General features: G+C 63.7%; 16 protein-coding genes. 4 read left to right on the top strand and 12 right to left on the bottom strand.

Annotated elements, in window-relative coordinates:
* Positions 1–36: 36 nt before the first annotated feature.
* From era to rpoZ, 7 genes are all read right to left on the bottom strand, one after another.
* A complete protein-coding gene (era, locus tag ACLI1C_RS07835) occupies positions 37–960 on the bottom strand; it encodes a GTPase Era (protein WP_411396313.1) in 924 nt (307 codons plus the stop codon).
* Positions 957–1,664: a ribonuclease III gene (gene rnc, locus ACLI1C_RS07830; protein WP_411396312.1), complete on the bottom strand. Its 708-nt coding sequence runs from the start codon at positions 1,662–1,664 to the stop codon at positions 957–959. Before rnc ends, era begins: the two co-directional genes overlap by 4 nt.
* Positions 1,661–2,455, bottom strand: a complete 795-nt coding sequence (gene lepB / locus ACLI1C_RS07825) for a signal peptidase I (protein ID WP_411396311.1) — start codon at positions 2,453–2,455, stop codon at positions 1,661–1,663. Before lepB ends, rnc begins: the two co-directional genes overlap by 4 nt.
* A gap of 93 nt (positions 2,456–2,548) precedes the next feature.
* Complete coding sequence (acpS, locus tag ACLI1C_RS07820; protein ID WP_411396310.1) at positions 2,549–2,947, bottom strand: holo-ACP synthase; 399 nt, start codon at positions 2,945–2,947, stop codon at positions 2,549–2,551.
* Between the two features lie 151 nt (positions 2,948–3,098).
* Positions 3,099–3,692, bottom strand: a complete 594-nt coding sequence (gene pyrE, locus ACLI1C_RS07815) for an orotate phosphoribosyltransferase (protein ID WP_411396309.1) — start codon at positions 3,690–3,692, stop codon at positions 3,099–3,101.
* Positions 3,679–5,964 carry a RelA/SpoT family protein gene (locus ACLI1C_RS07810; RefSeq protein ID WP_411396308.1) on the bottom strand — a complete coding sequence of 762 codons (2,286 nt, stop codon included), beginning with the start codon at positions 5,962–5,964 and terminating at the stop codon, positions 3,679–3,681. Before ACLI1C_RS07810 ends, pyrE begins: the two co-directional genes overlap by 14 nt.
* 353 nt (positions 5,965–6,317) lie before the next feature.
* Positions 6,318–6,686 (bottom strand): DNA-directed RNA polymerase subunit omega, encoded by a 369-nt coding sequence (gene rpoZ, locus ACLI1C_RS07805; RefSeq protein WP_092179449.1) that lies wholly within the window; start codon positions 6,684–6,686, stop codon positions 6,318–6,320.
* Between the two features lie 257 nt (positions 6,687–6,943).
* Between rpoZ and ACLI1C_RS07800 the strand changes: the two genes are divergently transcribed.
* Complete coding sequence (locus ACLI1C_RS07800) at positions 6,944–7,519, top strand: NYN domain-containing protein (protein WP_411396307.1); 576 nt, start codon at positions 6,944–6,946, stop codon at positions 7,517–7,519.
* Positions 7,520–7,671: 152 nt separating this feature from the next.
* On the opposite strand, the gene smpB is transcribed toward ACLI1C_RS07800, so the two are convergent.
* Complete coding sequence (smpB, locus tag ACLI1C_RS07795) at positions 7,672–8,169, bottom strand: SsrA-binding protein SmpB (RefSeq protein ID WP_411396306.1); 498 nt, start codon at positions 8,167–8,169, stop codon at positions 7,672–7,674.
* Positions 8,170–8,174: 5 nt separating this feature from the next.
* Positions 8,175–9,050: a 4-hydroxy-tetrahydrodipicolinate synthase gene (dapA, locus tag ACLI1C_RS07790; protein WP_411396305.1), complete on the bottom strand. Its 876-nt coding sequence runs from the start codon at positions 9,048–9,050 to the stop codon at positions 8,175–8,177.
* 249 nt (positions 9,051–9,299) lie between these two features.
* On the opposite strand from dapA, the gene ACLI1C_RS07785 reads away from it, so the two are divergent.
* Together ACLI1C_RS07785 and ACLI1C_RS07780 are read left to right on the top strand one after the other, a co-directional pair.
* Entirely contained in the window at positions 9,300–11,324 is a 2,025-nt protein-coding gene (locus ACLI1C_RS07785) for a lytic transglycosylase domain-containing protein (RefSeq protein WP_411396304.1), read from the top strand.
* Positions 11,325–11,383: 59 nt separating this feature from the next.
* Positions 11,384–12,322: an alpha/beta fold hydrolase gene (locus tag ACLI1C_RS07780; protein ID WP_411396303.1), complete on the top strand. Its 939-nt coding sequence runs from the start codon at positions 11,384–11,386 to the stop codon at positions 12,320–12,322.
* A 9-nt stretch (positions 12,323–12,331) separates the two neighbouring features.
* Here the strand turns inward: ACLI1C_RS07780 and ACLI1C_RS07775 are convergent, their stop codons facing one another.
* The 3 genes from ACLI1C_RS07775 to ACLI1C_RS07765 form a co-directional block, all read right to left on the bottom strand.
* Positions 12,332–12,904 (bottom strand): hypothetical protein, encoded by a 573-nt coding sequence (locus ACLI1C_RS07775; protein WP_411396302.1) that lies wholly within the window; start codon positions 12,902–12,904, stop codon positions 12,332–12,334.
* 142 nt (positions 12,905–13,046) lie between these two features.
* The gene (locus ACLI1C_RS07770; protein ID WP_411396301.1) at positions 13,047–16,016 is read right to left on the bottom strand and encodes an OmpA family protein; all 2,970 of its coding nucleotides are present in this window, start codon (positions 16,014–16,016) and stop codon (positions 13,047–13,049) included.
* Between the two features lie 238 nt (positions 16,017–16,254).
* A complete protein-coding gene (locus ACLI1C_RS07765) occupies positions 16,255–17,667 on the bottom strand; it encodes a hypothetical protein (protein WP_411396300.1) in 1,413 nt (470 codons plus the stop codon).
* A 447-nt stretch (positions 17,668–18,114) separates the two neighbouring features.
* Here ACLI1C_RS07765 and ACLI1C_RS07760 point away from each other — a divergent pair, with 447 nt between their 5' ends.
* Entirely contained in the window at positions 18,115–18,858 is a 744-nt protein-coding gene (locus ACLI1C_RS07760; protein ID WP_411396299.1) for an SDR family oxidoreductase, read from the top strand.
* Positions 18,859–18,976 lie beyond the last annotated feature (118 nt).

Here is an 18,976-nt window from a genome sequence, read left to right as displayed (position 1 = left end):
GAGGGGAGGGCCAGGGAGGGGGTTGCGTGAAGCGCGTCAGCCTTTCCCATGCGGGTATTCCAGGCCCATTTCGCGGTAGCGCTCGGGGTCGTCGCCCCATTTTTCGCGGACCTTGACGAACAGGAAGAGGTGGATGGGCACCTCGTACATGTCCATCAGTTCCTTGCGGGCCTCCTGGCCGATGGCCTTGATGGTCTGGCCGCCGGCGCCGAGGACGATCTTCTTGTGGCTGTCGCGGGTGACATAGACCACCTGGTCGATCTTGTAGGAGCCGTCCTTCTGGATCTTGAAGGACTCGGTTTCGACCGTGGAATTGTAGGGGATCTCGTCGTGGACGCGCAGGAACAGCTTTTCGCGCGTGATCTCGGCGGCGGTGATGGCCATGGTGAGATCGGTGAGGTGATCCTCGGGGAAATGCCAGGGGCCGGGCGGGATGTGCTTGATGCACCAATCCATGAAATCCTGCACGCCATAGCCCTTGAGGGCCGAGATCATGAAGGTGGCCTCGAAGCGCAGCTTGGCGTTGATGGCTTCGGAGAGCTTGAGCAGCTCCTCGTTCTTGACCGTGTCGATCTTGTTGAGGATCAGGATGCGCGGATGTTTGACATTCTCCAGGCCCTCCAGCAGCTTTTCGAGCTCCGGGGTCAGGCCGCGATCGACGTCGACGATGAGGGCGACGATATCGGCATCCCCTGCCCCGCCCCAGGCGCTGTCGACCATGGCGCGATCGAGCCGCCGCTTGGGTGCGAAGATGCCGGGCGTGTCGATGAAGACCAGTTGGGCCTTGTCGAGCGTGACGACGCCGCGCACCTGGCTGCGGGTGGTCTGCGCCTTGTGGGTGACGATGGAAACCTTGGTGCCGACCAGGGAATTGAGCAAAGTCGACTTGCCGGCATTGGGAGCACCCACCAGGGCAATGAAGCCGCAGGAGGTATCGGAGAGTTGTTCTGGCGTGTTCATGGCGTTTCCTTCCACACCTTCTGGGCAATCAGGAACAGTTCGGCGGCCTTGTGTTCGGCGATCTTCTTGGAAGGCCCGGTGGCGCTCAACGGTTCGAAATCACCCAGGGTGACGGCGATGGTGAATTGGGGGGCATGGTCGGGACCCTGCCGTTCGGTCTGGGTATAGGTTGGGGGCTCGAGGCCGCGGGCCTGGGCCCATTCCTGCAGGGTCGTCTTCGCATCGGCCTTGTTGGCCTGGCCATCGGCGAGGAATTCCTCGAACATGCGCTCGACGAATTCATAGGCCTTGCCCAGCCCGCCGTCGCAATAGATGGCGCCGATCACCGCCTCGGTGACGTCGCCGAGAATGGCTTCCTTCTCGGCGCCGCCGGTGCGCGCCTCGCTGTCGCCCAGGATCATGGCGGAGCCGAGGTCGAGGGTGCGGGCGATGATGGCGCAGGTCTCCTTGCGCACGAGGGTATTGAGGGTGCGGCTCAGCTCGCCCTCATTGGCCTTGGGATAGCGGCGGTAGAGCATGTCGGCGACGACGAGGCCGAGCACACGGTCGCCGAGGAATTCAAGGCGCTGGTAGGACTGCTCGATGCGCTTTGCCGGCGAGATGGCACTGGAATGGGTAAGCGCGCGGTTCAACAGGTCCGGATCGGCAAACTTGTAGCCGAGCCGGAACTGGAGCTTTTCATAATTGCGCGCGGCACGGCTCATCGATCGATGGTCTGGAACATGCGGTCCCAGCGGACATTAGCCGGCCACTGCCAGAGCTGCCAGGGGGGGATATTGTCCTTGATCGAGAAGAAGCGCGCCTCGGCCTTGGCGATGAGGTTGACGGCCGGGACATAGCCGACCTGGCTCAGCACGCGGCTATCGGCGGAACGGTCGCGGTTATCGCCCATCATGAAATAGTGGCCGGCGGGAACGACATATTCGGAGGTGTTGTCGAGCGGGCCGTTATCGGAGATTTCCTGGATGGTATGGACGGAGCCTTCGGGGAAGGTCTCGCGATAGACGGTGACCTCGCGGGTCTGGCCTTCGCTGTCGGTATCCTGTGCGGTGCCGATGGCCTCGCGCTCGACCATGGTGCCGTTGATATAGAGGCGCCCCTCGCGGACCTGGATGGTATCGCCGGGCAACCCGACGACGCGCTTGATGTATTCGATATTCTGCGGCACCGGGCGGAACACGGCGATATCGCCGCGATTGGGCTCACGACCGAAGATGCGATTGCCGACGGGCAGCTCGAAATCGAGCGCGGTGAAATCGCCGTAGCGGCCGAGCGAGAAGGAATGCTTGCCATAGCCCCAGACGAATTTGTTGGCGACGAAATAGTCGCCGATCATCAGCGTCTGCTGCATGGAGGCAGTGGGAATGGAGAAGGGCTGGTAGAGGAAGGAGCGCAGCACGATGGCGATCAGCAGCGCCTCGACCACGACAACGATGGTTTCCACCCATTCATTGGTCGCGGACTTCTTGATGGGCTTGTCGACGGGCTGGCTCATGAATTTCCCCGGAAATGCGGTGCCGAAGCGTTAGGCGTTTGTGCCGTTCGGGTCAACGCGATTGGCTGATGGGCCAATCCGAAAAGTCCAAGACTATTCGGGCAGCGCCTCGATGATGACGAAGGCCTGGGCGAGCCCGGCATCGTCGGTAATGGTCAGGTGGATGTGGGGAACGTGGCCGGGCGGGACAAGGCGGGCCAGCGCTTTTGCCGCGCCATTGGTCAGATGCATGGTCGGCTTGCCCGAGGGCAGGTTCACCACGCCCATGTCGCGCCAATAGACGCCCCAGCTGATGCCGGTGCCGAGCGCCTTGGAGCAGGCTTCCTTGGCGGCGAAGCGCTTGGCATAGGAGGCGGCGCGCTGGGCGCGGCGGTCGGACTTGCGCTGCTCGATCTCGGTGAAGCAGCGATTGGTGAAGCGGGCGCCGTATTTGTCGAGGGTCTTGGCGACGCGGTCGATCTGGATGAGGTCGGAGCCGAGGCCGATGATCATGGCAATGCTCCGCGTCCGGGGAGATACCCCCACCTAGCCTCCCCCTGACAGGGGGAGGTATCTGCCGGTGGTTGTGGCGAGACGACAGCAAGAAGAGTGGAGCGGCACCTCCCCCTTGATGGGGGAGGCTGGGAGGGGGTGACCGCCGGGCTCACTTCACACCCTGGATGCCGCGGCTGCCGGGTTTGACGGCGGGGATGGCGGCGAGTTCGGGAGGGAGCTGGTCGGCGGGATAGGCGGGAACCTTGAACTCGATGAGGCTGACCAGCGGCACGCCGACATCGGCCTCGCCGCCGGAGCGATCGATCAGGCAGGCGGCGGCGACCACGTTGGCCCCGATGGCGCGCAGGGCCTCGACGCATTCGCGGATGGAGAGGCCGGTGGAGACAATGTCCTCGACCACAATGACCTTGTCGTCGGGGGCGATCTCGAAGCCGCGGCGCAGCTCGAACTTGCCGTCGACACGCTCGGTATAAAGGGCGGGGACGCCGAGGTGGCGGGAAGTCTCGTAGCCGGGAATGATGCCGCCGATGGCGGGAGAGACGACCTTGGTCACATCGCCGAAGCCGTCCGCGTGGATCTTGTCGGCCAGGGCCTTGCATAGCTTTTCGGTCTGGCTGGCATATTGGAACACCTTGGCCTTCTGCAGGAAGACCGGCGAGCGCAGGCCGGAGGACAGGATGAAATGGCCTTCGAGCATGGCGCCGCAATCGCGGAAAATGGCCAGTACTTCATCTTTCGTCATCGGCAAACCTCCGGTCGACCTGGCCGTCCCACTCCAGGGTCGAAATCATGCCCGCCTCGCGAATGCCGGCGCGCTGGACGGCGGAAAGGCCGGGACTGCGCTTGAGCGTTGCCAGAACATCCGTGAGTTGTGCAAGGTCGCGCACCTCGATTTCGAAGATCAGCTGGTGAAAATCGGGCGAAATCATCCGCATCACCAGATTGTTGATGTTGGCGTCGCAGGCGGCGATGGCCGAGGATATCTGCGCCAGTGAGCCGGGGCGATTGACCGATTCCATGGTGATGACGGTGGGAAAGAGCTTGTCCTCGCGGCCGGCGAGGTTCCAGCGCACGTCGACCCAGGCGACGTCGCTGTCATGCATGTCGATCAGGGCATCGGAATGGATGGGGTAGACCAGCATGGCCTTGTCGGGCTGCAGGATGCCGACGAGGCGATCGCCGGGCACGACCCCCTCCCCAGAGACCGTAACCGGCATGTGAAAATCGAGCTGGGCCAGGGCGGCCTTGGCGCGCGGGCCGGAGCGCTGGCCGCCGGGAACGCGGAAGCGGAAGAGATCGGTGGAGCGCAGGGCGAACCAGCCATCGGCCGTATCGGCCACCGGCAGGTCGAGCTTGCGGCGGCGCTTGCGCAGACCCTTGAGCTTGGCGAGTTCCGCGGCCAGCGGCTCGGAGCCGATCTTGCCTTCGCCCACGGCGATCAAGAGGTCGCGCCGGCTTGCCGCGCCGAGGACTTCGGCCAGGGCCTTGGCCTCTGCGTCGTCGAGCATGACGCCTTCGCGCTCGAGCATCATGTTGAGCACGTGCTCGCCCAGGGCAAAGGCGCGCTGGGCGGCGGCGTGGCGCACGGAGCGGCGAATGGCGGCGCGGGCCTTGCCGGTGGCGGCAATGCCGAGCCAGTTGAGGGGCGGCAGATGGTTCTGGTCGCGGATGATCTCGACTTCATCGCCGCTGCGCAGCTGGGTCACCAGCGGCAGGATGGAGCCGTTGATCTTGGCGCCGACAGTGGTGTCGCCGATATCGGTATGCAGGGCATAGGCAAAGTCGATGGGTGTAGCGCCGCGGGGCAGCGCGATCAGCCGGCCACGGGGAGTGAAGCAGAAGACCTGATCCTGGAAGAGCTCCAGCTTGGTATATTCGAGGAAATCCTCGGTGGAATTGCCGGCGGTGAGGTGCGCGATGGTGGAGCGCAGCGAGCCATAGGCCTGTGACTCATTCTCGATGCGGCTCAGGTCGGCCGAGGCGCCATCCTTGTAGAGGGCGTGGGCGGCGATGCCGTATTCGGCGACGCGATCCATCTCCTCGGTGCGGATCTGCAACTCCGCGCGCTGGCGACCGGGCCCCACGATCGTGGTGTGAATGGACTGGTAGTCATTGTGCTTGGGGACCGAGATATAGTCCTTGAAGCGGCCGGGCACGACCTTCCACTTGGTGTGAACGACGCCGACCGTGCGGTAGCACTCCTCCACCGAGCCGACGATGACCCGGAAGCCGATCATGTCGGAGAGTTGTTCCAGCGCGATCGACTTGCGCTCGATCTTGTTGAAGATCGAAAAGGGCGACTTCACCCGCGCCTTGACGCGGGCGGTGATGCCCTCGGCGGCTAGGCGCTCGCTGAGCTCGGTGGAAATGACAGAAATGGTCTCGCGATATTCGGCCTGCATCTCGTCGAGCCGGGCGATGATGGCCTGATAGTGCTCAGGCTGCAGGATCCGGAAGGAGATGTCCTCCAGCTCGTTGCGCATGTCCTGCATACCCATGCGGCCGGCAAGCGGGGCATAGATATCCATGGTCTCTTGGGCGATGCGCTTCTGCTTGTCTGGCGGCATGAACTGCAGCGTGCGCATATTGTGCAGGCGGTCGGCCAGCTTGACCAGCAGCACGCGCACATCCTGGCTGATGGCCAGCAGCAGCTTGCGCAGGTTCTCGGCCTGGGCCTCCTCGCGGGAGACCAGGTTCAGCCGATCGATTTTGGTCAGGCCATCGACGATGGTGGCAATCTCGGCGCCGAACAGCTGGTCGATCTCGGCGCGGGTGGCGTCGGTATCCTCGATGGTGTCGTGCAGCAGGCCCACGGCGATGGAGGCATCGTCGAGCTTGAGCTCGGTGAGGATGGCGGCGACTTCGAGCGGGTGGTTGAAATAGGGGTCGCCTGAGGCACGCTTCTGCGAGCCATGCTTCTGCATGGCGTAGACATAGGCTTTATTCAACAACTGCTCGTCGACGTTCGGGTTGTAGGCCTGAACGCGTTCGACAAGCTCGTACTGACGCATCATGGGTGGGTGCCGCTCGCTTGAAGAATGAGCTTAGCGCTTTGAAAGAAAATGGAAAGGGTGGCGGCGGGAGTATCTGAGTTGCAGCGGGTTGGGAAGGCGCATGGTGCCCAAACCCCACCCCCTCCCACTCTTGATCGCTCAAATCGCTCCACTGGAGCGATTTGCCCCTTCGGGTCGCTCACAAGCCCATCGAGGGGGAGGTTTCCCTCCACTCTTGAGGCACAATCCAGTCCCACCCACCAGACAGCACCTCCCCCTTGATGGGGGAGGCCGGGAGGGGGGCGGGTAAGCACGATCAAACGAAAACACCCCCGGCTTGCGCCGAGGGTGTTGAATGCACTGCGCAACGACCTTTAGTCGTCGCGGCGTTCTGGCGGGGCGAGGCTTTCGATGCCGCGCAGCAGTTCTTCTTCACTGATCGTGTCGAAGTTGATCGAATCATCGCCATTGGCGCTTTCGATGAGCGGAGCGGCGTGCTCTTCGGGCTCGTCGACCTCGACATATTTCTGCAGCGAATGGATCAGGTCTTCGCGCAGGTCATCGGGAGAAATCGCGCCGTCGCCGATTTCACGCAGCGCCACAACGGGGTTCTTGTCGTTGTCGCGGGAAACGGTGATCTGGGCGCCGGACGAAATCATGCGCGCGCGATGGGCGGCCATGAGAACGAGATCGAAGCGGTTTTCGATCTTTTCGATGCAGTCTTCAACGGTGACGCGTGCCACAGACGTCTCCAAAATTTATGGAATGAACGCTTCCCATACACGAGCGACCCGGCGGGCACAAGGTTGGCGTGGCTTGCAGCAGCTGCATGGGTCATTGAGGGTCACCCCGCCAACACCCACGCCTTGCCGGGTTCCGGAAAACGTGCGAATAGCGAAGTTAAGATAAGGTTCTCGGTGGAATTTAAATTTGACCGTTCGGGACTGCTTTTGTGACGGCACATCATTTGGCGGCAGCAACCGCAAATGGGAGATTTGAGATGCCCATCGATTCCAGAGAAAAGATCGTTTTGTTCATCGATGGCGCCAATCTTTACGCCACATCCAAGGCTATCGGGATCGATATCGACTATCGCCGACTGCTCGCTGAATTCAACGCCAAGGCCTATCTGCTGCGCGCCAATTACTACACGGCGCTGATCGAGGATCAGGAATATTCCTCGATACGGCCGCTGATCGACTGGCTGGACTATAACGGCTTCACGGTGGTGACCAAGCCGGCCAAGGAATTCACCGACGCGACCGGCCGCCGCAAGATCAAGGGCAACATGGATATCGAGCTCTGCGTCGATGCGCTGGAGCTGGCCCCCTACTACGATCACATGGTGTTGTTTTCGGGCGACGGCGATTTCACCGCCCTGGTGGCGGCGCTGCAGCGCAAGGGCAAGCGGGTGACCGTGGTATCGACGCTGACCACTTCCACGCCGATGATCTCCGACGACCTGCGCCGGCAGGCGGATTTCTTCATGGATGTGGCCGACCTGGCCAAGAATGTCGGCCGCCCGCCGAGCACCCGACCGGTTGCTGCGCCGGTGGCGGCTGAGGTTGAGGAATAAGGCTAACCAGGTGGAAGGCCCCTCACCCGGGGCTAAGCGCCGACCAAGCCACTCGGCCCGGCCTCGCGGCCTTCTCACCTAAAATCGCTCCACCGGAGCGATTATGCCCTTTGGGCCGGTTCGAAGTCCCCAGAGGGAGAGGTAAGAAGGCCCTACCCCCGGCCGCCCTCTTTCATGATGCGGGATTTGTCGCGGTTCCAGTCGCGGTCACGCTCGGTGGCGCGCTTGTCGTAGTTCTTCTTGCCCTTGCCGATGCCGATCAGCAGCTTGGCGCGCCCCTGATCGTTGAAGAAGAGCTTGAGCGGAACGATGGTATTGCCAGCGCGCGCCACTTCCTGGTCGAGGTGGGCCAGCTGCTTGCGCGAGACCAGCAGTTTGCGCGGCCGCTTTTCTTCATGGTTGAAGCGATTGGCCTGCAGATATTCGGGAATATGGGCGTTGATCAGCCAGAGTTCGCCCTTTTCGGGCGAGGCGTAAGATTCGGTGATCTGGGCCTTGCCCAAGCGCAACGACTTGACCTCGGTGCCGGTCAGCACAATGCCGGCTTCCATGGTTTCGCCGATTTCATAGTCGTAACGCGAGCGACGGTTCTCAGCCACGAGACCGTGGCTGATTACACCGTTCTTTGCTTTGTCGTTCTTTGGAGCCATGAGGCTTAGATAAGGCCTGCGTGGCGCATTGCAAAGTCCACGGCCTCTTCGGTGGCCTTGCTGACCGGGACCAGCGGCAGGCGCAATTCATTGGCGCAGCGGTTCAAGCGGCTGGCCGCATACTTCACCGCAGTCGGATTGGGCTCCATGAACAGGTTCTTGTGCAGGTGCACCAGCTTGTCCTGCACCAGCAGGGCGCCCTTGAAATCACCGGCCAGCGACAGCTCCTGCATCTGCGAGCACAGGCGCGGCGCGATGTTGGAGGTGACCGAGATACAGCCGTGGCCGCCATGCGCATTGAAGGCGAGCGCGGTAATGTCTTCGCCCGAGAGCAGGATGAAATCCTTGCCGAGCTTGTCGCGCTGCAGGCTGGCCCGACCGAGATCGGCGGTCGCATCCTTGACGCCGATAATGTTGGAATGGGCTTCATGCAGGCGTGCGATGGTATCGACGGTGAGATCGACCACGGTGCGGCCGGGCACACTGTAGAGAATAACCGGAACGCCGACGGCCCTGGCTACCGCGGAGAAGTGCTGGAACATGCCCTCCTGATTGGGCTTGTTGTAATAGGGCACGATGGTCAGCACGGCGTCGGCGCCGGCCTTTTCGGCAAACCTGGCCAGTTCGACCGCTTCGGCCGTGGAATTGGAGCCGGCGCCAGCAATCACCGGGACGCGCTTGTTGGCGGTCTCGACGGCAATTTCTACGACGCGGCGATGCTCTTCATGGCTGACGGTGGGGCTTTCGCCCGTCGTTCCGACTGGTACGAGGCCGTGCGTTCCTTCGGCAATCTGCCAGTCGACAAAGCTGGCGAAGGCTTTCTCATCGACATTCCCATTGAGCATGGGAGTGATGAGCGCCGTAATCGATCCTCGCAGCATTTGTCGAAATGTCCTTGGGTTGGTTTGCCACAGTTCAGCCGTGGCAGAGTGTCATAGAGCGGCTGTAGCGCCGTTTTTTGTGCGCCGCACCATAGTTTTTATCCGACCGCATCACAACGCTTTGTTGCGGCGGCGACCAGACGGGTTCATCGGCGGCAAGACCATCTTTACCACGATGGGGTAAGTTTGGACTGACCGCAGGTGGGGGCGCCCAGCCGGTTGAACAGACACGTACCAGCAGGACGGCAGATGACGCAGCGCTTTCGGGCAGGCCTCATCGCAGCGGTTTTGGGCCTGGCGAGCTTTGCCCCCCTCTCGCATGCGATAGCCAATGACGCGATCGACACGGTAACAACGGGCTCGGTCCCGGCGGAGGCCGGTATCACGGCCGGTGAGCCAAAGGGCTCGGAAGCTTTCCGCGCCGCACTGGCTGTCCTGCTCACCGGCGATCCGGTGGCAGCCTACAGCCAGGCAGCCGCACTGGATAATGCCGTCGAACGCCGCACCGTGCAGTGGGCGGCGATCTATTTCCATGCCGGGGAGATCGACTACCGGTCGATCGAGCAGTTCATCGCTGATGCACCCGATTTTGCGCCGACCAGCATCGCCAGGACGCGGATCGAACAATCGCTGGCCCGGGCGGAAGCCGGCGCGGGCGCGGTGATCGAGACGCTGGCCGGGAGCACGCCGCGCACCGTCGACGGCAAGATCCTGCTGACCAGCGCCTATCTGGCCGAGGGCGACACCCAGCGCGCCACCAGCCTGGCGCGAAGCATCTGGATCGACAATTTTCTCACCGAAGCACAGGAAGCCAAAGTTGCCGCCCGGCTGGGTAGCCTGCTGGATGGCGAGGCGCATTGGGCACGAGCCGTGCACCTGATGATGCATGACCGGGCGCGGGGCAGTGAGCGGCTCTTGCCGCATCTGACCGAAGCGCAGAAGTCGCTGGTGGTGGCGCGGGCGGCGGTGTCGCGCAACGCCGGCAACGCCAAGGCGCTGCTCGACGACGTGGACGAAAGCCTGCATGACCACCCGGTCTATCTCTATTCGCGCGCGCAGCGCGCGCGGCAGTTCGCGCTCTGGGAGAGCGCGGTCGACTGGCTCAACCGGGCGCCCGAAGTGCTGCCTGATTCAGCCGAGTGGTGGTATGAGCGGCGCACCCTGATCCGCCAGCTGCTGAACGAGGGGGAGCCCGCCCTGGCCTACCAGGCTGCAGCAGGCTATCGCCGCGGTCCCGAGGGGCGGCTGGTGGAGGCGCATTTTCACGCCGGGTGGATCGCGCTGTCCTTCCTTGCCGATCCGGCCGCGGCGACCCAGCATTTCACCGCCATGGCGGGCCTGGCCACCCTGCCCGACAGCGTGACGCAGGCCAATTACTGGCTGGCGCGCGCGCATCGTGCGGCTGGTGACGCAGCATCGGCGCAAGCTGCGCTGGAGACGGCGGCCGCCTTTGGCACGGTCTATTACGGGCAGCTGGCGCGTGCAGAGCTTGGCGAGGCCGGCGTCGATATCCGCCCCCTGCCCGACGCGCGGCCAAGCGAAACCCTGTTCAACGCCCATCCGGTGGTGGGCGCGGTGCGGCTGCTGGCGGCCAATGGGCAGGCCAAGATGGCTGTGCCGCTGCTGCGCCATTTTGGGGTGGGCCTCACCAGGGGCGGCGAACTGCTGCTGGCGGCGCAACTGGCGGAGGAGATCGACGCGCATCATCTGGCGATCTCCATTGCCAATACCGCCGACCAGCGGGGCACGCCGCTCGACATGTTCAGCTTTCCCCAGGCCGGACTGCCTGACGATGCACGGCTCGCCGCCGACCGGGCCGCGGTCTATGCCGTGGTGCGGCAGGAATCGATGTTCCAGATCGATGCCGTCTCCTCGGCGGGCGCACGCGGGCTCATGCAGCTGATGCCGGGCACCGCCCGGGAGGTGGCCCGCGAAGTGGGCGTCGACTATTCGCCTGGCCGGCTGGTGAGCGACGCGGCCTATAATGCGCTGCTGGGGTCGACCTATCTCAGCGCGCAGCTCGAGCGCTATGACGGCTCGCTGGTCCTGGCGGCGGCGGCCTATAATGCCGGACCCGGCAATGCCAACAAGTGGATCCGGGCCTATGGCGATCCGCGGGCGGACAATGTCGATCCCGTCATCTGGGTGGAGCTGATCCCGTTCCAGGAAACGCGCACCTATGTGAAGCGCGTGCTGGGCAATTACCTGGTCTATCGCGCGCGGCTGGGCGACAGTCCGCTGACGCTGCAACAGGCCTTGCGGACCATTCGATAGGCGGCACCCCTTGAGCAGACTCGCGCACTGCCTCTAGATAGCGGCAACCAGAGTTGCCCATGCCACGCAAAAGAACCGTCCCTGCCGACCATGCCGCCTTTGCCGACCTGCCGATCACCCATGTGACGCTGTCGGCGGGGGTGCGCGCGGCCGTGCATGTGGCCGGGCAGCTGTCGAGCCGGCGGCTGCCGGTGGTATGCATTGCCGGCTATCAGCGCAATATGAGCGATTTCAGCGCCTTTGCCGCCTATTTCCGCCGCGTCGGTGGCGGGGAATGGCCCGTGGTGCTGATCGACCTGCCGGGGCGCGGACGCGCCGACGACCGCCTCCGGGCCGAGGACTACAGCTCGCTGGCCGATGCCGACGATGTAGCCTCGGTCATGGCGGCGCTGGGGGTTGGTCCGGCCGTGATGCTGGGTCAAGGCCATGGTGGCCAAGTGGCGATGGCACTGGCGACCCGTCACCCCCGGCTGATCGCCGGGACGGTGTTGCTCGACGCGGGGCCGGTCACCGACTCGCGCGGCATTGTCCGGCTGCGCAACAATCTGGCGCATATCGAAAGCCTGCAGGGCGCGGCCGTGGTCACGGCAGGCTTCCGGCGCATTCTGGGCGGGGATTATCCCGGCCTGGCCGATGACCGGCTCAACGCGCTGATCGGGCGCAGCCACATGATCGACAAGCGCGGCAGGGCGCGGCCGCTGTTTGACCGTCGCCTGATCGAGGCACTGGCCAGCATCAATTTCGACGATGTGTTGATGGCACAATGGCCGCTATTCGATGCGTTGCGCTGTGCGCCGCTGATGCTGCTGCGCACGCAGCTGACTGACCAGTTGCGCCGCGAAACGTTCGATGAAATGTCGCGCCGCCGGCCAGATGCGGTGGCGCTGACGGTTGCCGGACAAGGCTCGCCTGCCCTGTTCGACCAGCGCGAGGAAATCGAGGCCGTGGCCGAATTCGTCATCCGGACCAGCGTGCAGGTGCTGGGGCGCGCGGCCTAGTCGTAACCGCTAGGCGTCGGCCTTGGCCTTCGAGAGCTCGATGGCCTGCTCGACCCAGCGCTCGCGGCGAATGCGGCCCTTGAACGCCAGCTGTCCCTCGACCCATTCTGCATTGGCCTTGGACCAGCCAGCAATCTGATCGATGTGGAAGACACCCAATGCATAAAGCGATGCTTCAATCTTCGGGCCGATTCCCTTGATCTGCTTGAGATTGTCGGCCTTGCCGTTGCGCGCTGCGACAAGCGCCGGCGGCTTGGCATCCCCGGATTTTTCCTTCGACAGGCGTTTGGCAGTCGCTGGTTCATTCGGGGCTTTGGCCACGACGGGAGCCGGCTCGACCCGCTTCGGCGCCGGGAGCGGTTCGTTGACGGTGGCCGCGAGGCGCGCGGCATGGCTGCGCGGGGGACGCGACTCCGAGGGCGCAGCCGGTGGAGCCACCACTTGCTGCGGCACGGCGACGACCTGCCTGGTTCCCCGGGCGGCGTGGAGAATGCGGCGGACGCCATAGCCGAGGATGCAGCCGAGCAGGTAGGCCACCAGCAACAGGAGCGCGGTTTCGACGATGTGGGCCGTGTTGCTCATCGGCAGCTCAGGGCCTTGGCGGAGCAAAGCTGCGCCAGCCGACGACTAGACCGACAAGGCCGGCCGCCGCCAGATAAGGCCAGTAGACGCCCAGGAGATAGCTGAGCGCGCTCCAGTTTATTGCCATGCCCTCCCCCGCGACCTAATCCTGAGCCTTCACCGTGACGACAATCCGTCGGTTGATGCGCTTGCCCTGGGCGGTGTCGTTGTCGGCGATGGGCATGGATTCCCCATAACCGACGGCATAGAGCCGGGAGTAATCGACGCCGCGAGCGACCAGGGCGGCAACGACGGCCTCGGCCCGCGCCACCGAGAGGGCCATGTTCAACGTTTCGTCGCCGTCGGCATCGGTATGGCCCTCGATATGGACGACGGCGTTGGGACAGGCGGCCAGGTCGATGGCCAGTTCGTCGAGCGCCGGGGCGGATTCGCCTGCGATCGTTGCCGAGCCGGAGGCAAAGAAGATGGCGTTGCGGGCGGAGAAATAGGCCACAGGCGCCGCACAGGCGGCAATGTCGGACGGGACAGGCGCGCCCGGCTCGACGGCCGCGACCTCCGGCGTTTCCGGGGTAGCGGCGGCGGGAGCTGTCTCGGGCACCGGTTCGGGTTCGGGTGCCGGTTCAGGTTCAGGTGCGACAGTGATGTCAGAGGCCCAGGCTGCCCCGCCCGGGTCCGCAGCAAGGGCAGTCTCGATGGCGGCGCTCGACGCCTCGTCCGGGGCGACACCCCGGAGTGACCAGACACCATCAGCAAAGGCAAGGTCGCCGGTTTCGAGCTGCAGAAGCGCGCGAAGACCGGTTTCCGCGCTCGGCAGGAAGGCCTCGGGAGCGCCTGGGGACACCGTCACGGCGGCGATATCGCCATCGCTGATGGCGCCGAAATAGCGTCTCGCCGGCTCGGCGGGCACCTTGCCGCCCAGTTGCACTGCACCACCGGCGCCGCGACGCGCCGAGAAGGCATAATCCGGATCGACAGCCGGGGCGGCCGGTTCGGCAATGGCGGGTTCGGGCGCTTGCTCCGGCTCAATGGCGGGCTCGGGCTCCGGAACAGGTTCCGGTTCCGCCACAACCTCCGGCTCTGGTTCGGGTGCCGTAACGGCGATGGACCAGCCATTGCTGTCGGTGGCGACGGCAAGCGAGGCCAGCAAGGCGTCGCGGGCTTCGATGGAGGCGGCGGCGCCCTTGAGGGACCATTGCTGCCCATCAAAACGGACTTCACCCTCTCCCAGCGCGAGGACGGCATCGAGGGCCGCGGTCGATGTGGCCACGAAATCGGCGGGTGCACCGCTGCCGATTTCGGAGGTGTCGACGACAGAATCGCCGGCATGCACGGCCAGGAAGCGCTTCAGATTTTCTGTCGGCACGTGGCCCATCAGCGTGACGCCGTCGGCGGTGCGGGTGGCAGACCACAGATACGGCGAAACATCGGTGATGATGGGCGCCGGTTCGGCCACGGCGATGGACCAGCCGGCCGATGCCCGTTGCTGCGCCAGGAAATCCGCATCAATTGCCTGCTTGTCGGCCGCCGAATTGGCCGTGCCGGTGACGGTCCAGCCGAGGCCGTCATAGGTGACGCTGCCGTCACGCAACCACTGGAGCAGGCCTATCGCGGACTCGGCGGAGGCGACAAAGTCGCTCGGCTCACCCGAGGCGTAGGTCATTGCTGCAGATGAAGTTTCACCTGCAGCAGCGCGCAAGGCGGCTTCTGCTTCGGGGTTAGGAACCATTCCCGACAGGACAATGGCGCCACTTTCATCCTTGCTGGCTGACCAGTTGTAGCTGCTCACCCGAGGCGCATGGACTTCGGCGCGCGCCAGCACGAGTCCCTGCGGCGCACCGGCAGCCAGTGTGGCGACCAACGTTTCATAATCGGCGCCGGAACGGGCCACGCCGGTGATGGTTAGGACATTATCGCGCAGGGCGATGCGGCCTTCGCTCATCAGGTCGAGAGCGGAAAGGCCGAAGTCGACGCCAGACTGGTAGCGCTCGGGAGCACCGCGACCGAGCTTGAGCCAGGTGATGTCGGCCCCCTCGCCCAGGCTGAGCTTTTCGCGTGTGACTTCGTCGGGCGCGTAGCCATCGAAGACCACCACGCCGCCGGGCTGGCGCGTGGCGCTGATCCAGTAGTCTTCAACCCGCGGCGGTTCGAGGGTGACAATGCTGCCGGAGGGCGCCAGCGATTCGACGATGCCCTGCGCGACTTCGAGCGTTGGCGGCGCACCGGTAAGCGCACTTTCGCCACCGGTGATGCTGGCCGAGCCATATTCGAGGCGCACCAGCTGCTCAATCAGTATCTGGGAAAGCTCAGCAAAACCATCGGGTTCGCCGGAACCCAAGGCCAGGCCGGTGGCGACCGGTATGCCGGATACGTCGGCGGTGCGGAGACGCTCGGCAGATGCGTCGTCCGGCACGAAACCGGTCACCTCGATACGCTTGCCGTCGAAGCTGGCGCTCCACTGATAGGGCTCAACCAGCGCGGGCGTGATCTCGACTGCGCCGAATGCGAGCCCGGCGGGAGGACCGGCTCGCAAGACAATCAGCAGGTCGCGATAGTCCCGTTCAGACTTGGCGCGACCGGCGACGCTCACAGTGAGGTCGGAGAGGACAATCTCGCCCTGATCGAAGTATTTCAGGTTTTCGATGGCAAATTCGGCGCCGGACACCCAGCTGCGGCGATCGGGCATGCCGGAGTGCAACTGCAGATCGGCATCGTCGAGACCTGCCATGGCGAGGAGACGGTGCCGGGTCGCCTCATCGGGGACACCACCGGAGAGGCTCGCGGCGTCCTGATCAATAGTGGCCTGCAGAGTGTAGGGCCTCGCCATAGGCGCCAGCGTCACAGCAGGCGTTATGGTGCGGATGCCATCGATGGCCGCAAGGCGCGTGATTGCGGCCTCAACGATAGTCGGATCGGTGGTGGTGCCGGACAGGGTCAGGTCGCGGACATCGAGCGACAGCTCGGCCCAATCGTAGCCGCTGGCCGCCATGGCGGCGTTGCCCCTGGCCGTCAGATCGCCAGCAATGTCGGCCGATGTCATTGCAACGGATAAAGTCGTGCCACCCAGGACCGTCGCCAGTCCCGGCACGACCCACTTGATGAGGTCCCTGATCATTCCTGTTCCGTGAATGTCCGCAATTGCTGCAACGCTAGTGCATTTCGCCCGGCGCGCAAACGAAAACGGCGGCTCTAAGTGATTGTCTGCGCGGGATTATTTCTGGCACACGCGCAAGTTCGCGGCGGCTGCAGGGTCGAAACGAGAGAATCAGCACGTGAGCGCTGAAGAGCAGCGCACAAAAGCAGAAAGGCCCGGCATGAGCCGGGCCTTTCCGTAGTCCAAAGCGATCCGAGGATTACTCGAAGGACTTGGCAGCCTTGAAGGTGACCTTGTAGGCACCGTTCTGCTGGACCTTGGCACCGATGGACGATTCGAAACCGCCACCTGGCTTCCAGCCGAGTTCGGCCGAAGCGTAGAAGTCGGAGAATGCAGCAGCCGGAGCAACCGGAGCAACATTCTCGCCGTGGCCATAGACACCGATCTCGCCGGTGAGCTTGATGGTTTCGGTCAGAGCAGCGATCAACTGGGCAGCGACCTGGTAGCCATCGCCAACGCCATCGGTACCGTCGTTGAAGTAACGACCGCCGATGTTGAGTTCGATGCCTTCAGCAACCGTGGCGCCGAACGAACCGCCGAAGCCGAAGTCGGTTGCCAGGGCAGCGCCGCCGACAGCCGTGCCGCCGATAGCTTCAGCCGAGAGAGCGACCTTGAACATGTCGAACTTGGCTTCGCCCGAAACCAGGCCGTTCCAGAGAGCCCAGTTGCCAGCGGGGTTGTAACCGCCCGAGTACGAACCAGCAGCGCGGACCTTGAACGCATCGAAGGTGCCGGTGATGCCAGCATGGACGCCGTAGGTGTCGCCGGTGGTCTGGATGCCATCGAGCAGGCCGCCGAGCGAGCCGCTGATGTGAGCAGTGATGCCTTCGCCAGCGTATTCGAGAACGCCAATCAGGCTACCAGCCTGGGTGTTGGCAACGCCAGCGAGTTCGTCGCGGTTGAGGGCTTCGAGGCCGATCTTGCCGATGAAGCCTTCGCCGAACTGGTGCTCGAGCTGGATGACGTGACCGCCCTTGCGGACGGGGCCTTCCCAAACGCCCTTGTCGGCGTCGTCGGAGTTGAACAGGCCGGTGAAGTTGAACGGCTCGTCGTCGCCTTCGTTGAAGATCGAACCCTTACGACCAGCGGACAGGATGGTGGTGTCACCGACCTGGACGTAGGCGTCTTCAGCGCGCAGGGCATGGTTGTCGCCGTTGGCGACCGAGATGCCGTCACGGCTACGGATGTAGTCGCGCTGGCGCAGGTTGATCACGACGCGAGCCGGACCGAAGTCGCTCGACGCGGTACCAACGAACTTCAGCAGGGTTTCAACCTTCGAGTCCCAATCCTGGTTGGAAGCCGGAGCTGCCAGCGCGCTGGGGGTGTCGATGTTGCGGACGCCGTCCTGGTTGATGGCGAAGCCAGCAGGAACCACACCCGACAGGGTGTTTGCGATGTTGCGAGCAGCGCCATTCCAGTTGCCGTATTCGAACGTGTACGAAACCTTGCCCGAGATCTGCAGGCAGTTGGTGTCGGACGAGATGGTCAGGCCAGCAAGGCCCAGCTCGTCGCAAACGTCGAGCGAGGTGAGAACGCCGAGATCGGCAGCAAAGCCAGCGGTCGAGAGACCGGCGGCAGCAACAGAACCGAGGATAAGGCTCTTGAGTTTCATTAGTTGACCTCCAAAGTCAGTCATTCTTGGTGCCGGTTACCCAGCGGTTTGTCGTAACGCGACCACACTTATTCGTGGTGCAGTGTGTTGCCGTCGCGCTGCGACCGACAAACGATCCCATGCATGGATTCGCAAGACCCACTCTACGCATGGCTGGAGATGACGCAATCACGCAAAAGCCGTTTTGCTGGGCCGGCAATATGGTTGCCAACCGGATGTTGCAGATTCAGCACACAGATGGAAACCACTTGTTAACCCGGCTGAACGAGCCGTTAAAGTCGCCCGGTTTTCGGGGGTCTTCGAAGCAAGCTAAACCAGTTTGACGGGTGAAGGGCGCTAAACACGCCAGATAACCAATCTGGGACGCCGAGCGAAATAAGGCGCAAATGCGCAGAGATTTTGGAATCAACGGACCGCGACGCGGTCGCTGCCACAATTGGAGAGAGCATGGAGACGCAGAGGAAAGTCGCGGTGGTCACGGGCGGCAGTTCGGGGATTGGCCGGGCGGCGGCGCTGGGATTTGCCGCCGTGGGATATGATGTGGCCATTTGCGGGCGCCGGGCGGATGCCCTGCAACAGGTCGCCAACGAGACGGGCGGCCATTGGGGAGAGTGTGACGTCACCGATCCGGCGGAAGTGGCGCAGTTCTTTTCCGGGGTGAAGGAGAGATATGGCCGGATAGACCTGGTGTTCAACAATGCCGGCCGGTTTGCGCCGGCCGTGTCCTTCGGCGATCTGGACGTCGTGACCTGGAGAGAGATGGTCGATACCAACCTCAATGGCGCCTTCTATGTCGCGCGCGAGGCGTTTCGGGCGATGCGGGACCAGTCTCCGCAGGGTGGGCGGATCATCAACAATGGATCCATCTCGGCCTATGTGCCGCGGCCCGGGGCAGCGTCCTATACCGCGACCAAGCATGCCATCACCGGTCTGACCAAGGCGATATCGCTGGATGGCCGCGCCTTCAGCATCGCCTGCGGGCAAATCGATATCGGCAATGCGGCGACAGACATGACCAGCAGCATGAACAGCGGCTCGCTGCAGGCCAATGGGACAATGATGCCGGAGCCGACCTTTGATGTGAAACATGTGGTCGATGCCCTGCTCTATATGGCCGGGCTGCCGCTCGAAGCCAATGTGCAGTTCATGACGGTGATGGCGACCAACATGCCCTACATCGGCCGGGGCTAGAACCGATCGACTTTCAGCTGATGCTGGCCTGCAAATGCCGGTGTTCTGCGCTTCCGGTGCTCACGTACTTGAACGTACGCTCCGCTCCGGTTCTCGAACATCGACATTTTCGGCCCAG

The organism is Devosia sp. XGJD_8, assembly GCF_046614475.1.
In the GTDB taxonomy this organism is placed as follows: domain Bacteria; phylum Pseudomonadota; class Alphaproteobacteria; order Rhizobiales; family Devosiaceae; genus Devosia.
The sequence above is the reverse complement of the archived record's forward strand: the minus strand, read 5'-3'. Positions and strand labels throughout refer to the sequence as shown.

Excerpts from the sequence above, each read along its gene's own strand:
- pyrE (WP_411396309.1), bottom strand. The coding sequence starts at position 3,692 with ATGACGAAAGATGAAGTACTGGCCATTTTCCGCGATTGCGGCGCCATG.
- ACLI1C_RS07765 (WP_411396300.1), bottom strand. The coding sequence starts at position 17,667 with ATGAAACTCAAGAGCCTTATCCTCGGTTCTGTTGCTGCCGCCGGTCTC.
- ACLI1C_RS07785 (WP_411396304.1), top strand. The coding sequence starts at position 9,300 with ATGACGCAGCGCTTTCGGGCAGGCCTCATCGCAGCGGTTTTGGGCCTG.
- ACLI1C_RS07800 (WP_411396307.1), top strand. The coding sequence starts at position 6,944 with ATGCCCATCGATTCCAGAGAAAAGATCGTTTTGTTCATCGATGGCGCC.
- dapA (WP_411396305.1), bottom strand. The coding sequence starts at position 9,050 with ATGCTGCGAGGATCGATTACGGCGCTCATCACTCCCATGCTCAATGGG.
- ACLI1C_RS07770 (WP_411396301.1), bottom strand. The coding sequence starts at position 16,016 with ATGATCAGGGACCTCATCAAGTGGGTCGTGCCGGGACTGGCGACGGTC.
- rnc (WP_411396312.1), bottom strand. The coding sequence starts at position 1,664 with ATGAGCCGTGCCGCGCGCAATTATGAAAAGCTCCAGTTCCGGCTCGGC.
- lepB (WP_411396311.1), bottom strand. The coding sequence starts at position 2,455 with ATGAGCCAGCCCGTCGACAAGCCCATCAAGAAGTCCGCGACCAATGAA.
- ACLI1C_RS07775 (WP_411396302.1), bottom strand. The coding sequence starts at position 12,904 with ATGAGCAACACGGCCCACATCGTCGAAACCGCGCTCCTGTTGCTGGTG.
- ACLI1C_RS07780 (WP_411396303.1), top strand. The coding sequence starts at position 11,384 with ATGCCACGCAAAAGAACCGTCCCTGCCGACCATGCCGCCTTTGCCGAC.
- ACLI1C_RS07760 (WP_411396299.1), top strand. The coding sequence starts at position 18,115 with ATGGAGACGCAGAGGAAAGTCGCGGTGGTCACGGGCGGCAGTTCGGGG.
- smpB (WP_411396306.1), bottom strand. The coding sequence starts at position 8,169 with ATGGCTCCAAAGAACGACAAAGCAAAGAACGGTGTAATCAGCCACGGT.
- ACLI1C_RS07810 (WP_411396308.1), bottom strand. The coding sequence starts at position 5,964 with ATGATGCGTCAGTACGAGCTTGTCGAACGCGTTCAGGCCTACAACCCG.
- acpS (WP_411396310.1), bottom strand. The coding sequence starts at position 2,947 with ATGATCATCGGCCTCGGCTCCGACCTCATCCAGATCGACCGCGTCGCC.
- era (WP_411396313.1), bottom strand. The coding sequence starts at position 960 with ATGAACACGCCAGAACAACTCTCCGATACCTCCTGCGGCTTCATTGCC.